A 1,190-nucleotide genomic window follows, 5' to 3' on the forward strand; every position below is an offset into this window, starting at 1 on the left:
ATCGTCCGCTCCCGGCGCGTCGGGTGTTCATCCCCAAGCCCGGCACGGTGGAGCAAAGGCCGCTGTCGATTCCTTCGGTGCGCGACCGGATCGTCCAGGCCGCGTGGAAACTGGTGGCGGAGCCGGTGTTCGAGGCGGATTTCCTTCCGTGCTCGTTCGGGTTCCGTCCCCGGCGTGGTGCCCATGACGCGCTGCAGGTGCTCATCGATGAGTCCTGGCGGGGGTGTCGGTGGGTGGTGGAGACGGACATCGCCAACTGTTTCGAGGCGATTCCGATCGAGAAGTTGATGCAGGCGGTCGAGGAACGTGTCTGCGACCAGCCGTTCCTGAAGCTGCTGCGCGTGATGTTGCGCGCGGGAGTGATGGAGGAGGGGCAGGTCCGTCGGCCGGTCACCGGAACCCCACAGGGCGGGGTTGCATCCGCCTTGCTCTGCAACGTCTACCTGCACCGGCTCGACCGGGCATGGGACGTGGACGAGCACGGGGTCCTGGTGCGTTATGCCGACGACGCGCTGGTGATGTGCAGGTCCCGGCGGCAGGCCGAGGCCGCGTTGACGCGGCTTCGGGAACTGCTGGCCGATCTCGGCTTGGAGCCGAAGGAGGCCAAGACCAGGATTGTGCACCTTCGGGTGGGAGGCGAGGGAGTGGACTTCCTCGGTTTCCATCATCGGTTGGTGAACGCGCCCGCTCGCCCCGGGCGGCGGCCGTTCCCCTTCCTCGCCCGCTGGCCCGCGGACAAGGCGGTGCGGCACGCACGGGAACGGATCCGGGAATTGACGGACCGCTCCCGATTGCTGCTGCCGACCGAGGTGGTGGTTCAGGACCTCAACTTGTTCCTGAACGGCTGGGCGGCGTACTTCAAGTACGGCAACTCAGCACACCGCTTCGGGGTGATCAGGGAGTACGTGCGGATGCGGATGGCGCTGTTCATCGGCAAACGTCACAAGCGCTCCCGCAGCTTCGGATGGCACGTGGTGGCGTATGCCTCTCCGGACCATCTGGGCCTGGTCAGCCTTTCTGGGAACGTCGTCGCCCCCAGGCCCTTCCGGGACTGGCGGGGGAAGCCGAATGCCGGTGGTGAACGACGTCGGTGAGCCGTGTGCGGGAGAACCGCATGCACGGAATCGAGGTGGCGGGGGCTGGAAACGGAACGCACGTACTGCGTCACCGCGCCAGTTCCCGACCCTATT

The 1,190-nt window shown here is 66.6% G+C and carries 1 protein-coding gene; it reads left to right on the top strand.

Features of this window, described 5'->3' with window-relative positions; all coding sequences use genetic code 11:
* Positions 1-1,094: group II intron reverse transcriptase/maturase (gene ltrA / locus ACFWAY_RS53865; RefSeq protein WP_378516553.1), on the top strand; the 1,094-nt coding region annotated here is incomplete at its 5' end.
* Positions 1,095-1,190: the final 96 nt, after the last annotated feature.

The sequence above is a fragment of the Rhodococcus sp. NPDC059968 genome (assembly GCF_042738615.1).
In the GTDB taxonomy this organism is placed as follows: Bacteria; Actinomycetota; Actinomycetes; order Mycobacteriales; family Mycobacteriaceae; genus Rhodococcus_F.